Below are 476 nucleotides of genomic sequence, written 5' to 3'. Positions count from 1 at the left end.
GTATGGGGGGGCCCCCTTCTTGCCAGCCGCATCCGGAACACGCCACCGCGCGTGACGCGCGGCAGGGCGCCTAGTGCTTCGGATGGCAGGCCGCCTTGCCGTCATGGCATCGGACCGGTGCCGGTGCTTTGGCCACAGCGCTGGCGGATGGCAGCACGCTGTAGTCGTAGCGATCGGCGGCAAACGGGCTGGTGGCTGGGTCGGTGGCATGGGCGGCCACGGTACCGAGCAGGCAGGTGGCGGCTAGAACGGAGCGGAACAGGGTCGAACGCATGGAGATTCTCCAGTGGGACTGCGATGGATCTGCGGTTCAAGCGCCGATCAGCATGGCGCCGGCCCCGCAAACAGGCGGGTGCCGTCTTGGGTAATGATGTAGCGCATATCTGTCTTCCTGAGGAGTGAGTGAGACTTGAGAATACGGCCCGCGGGCGTAGGGCCATTGTGCGCGGCCGGTGGAGGTGTCGTATATGCACGTC

General features: G+C 66.0%; 1 protein-coding gene. It reads right to left on the bottom strand.

Going from position 1 to position 476, the window contains the following annotated elements; translation table 11 throughout:
- Positions 1–70: 70 nt before the first annotated feature.
- A complete protein-coding gene (locus tag AC1DDH_RS20580; protein WP_092296770.1) occupies positions 71–274 on the bottom strand; it encodes a hypothetical protein in 204 nt (67 codons plus the stop codon).
- Positions 275–476 lie beyond the last annotated feature (202 nt).

The sequence above is a fragment of the Arthrobacter sp. 10T425 genome, assembly GCF_056393985.1.
Note: the sequence above shows the minus strand (reverse complement) of the source record. Positions and strands in the feature narration are given on the sequence as shown.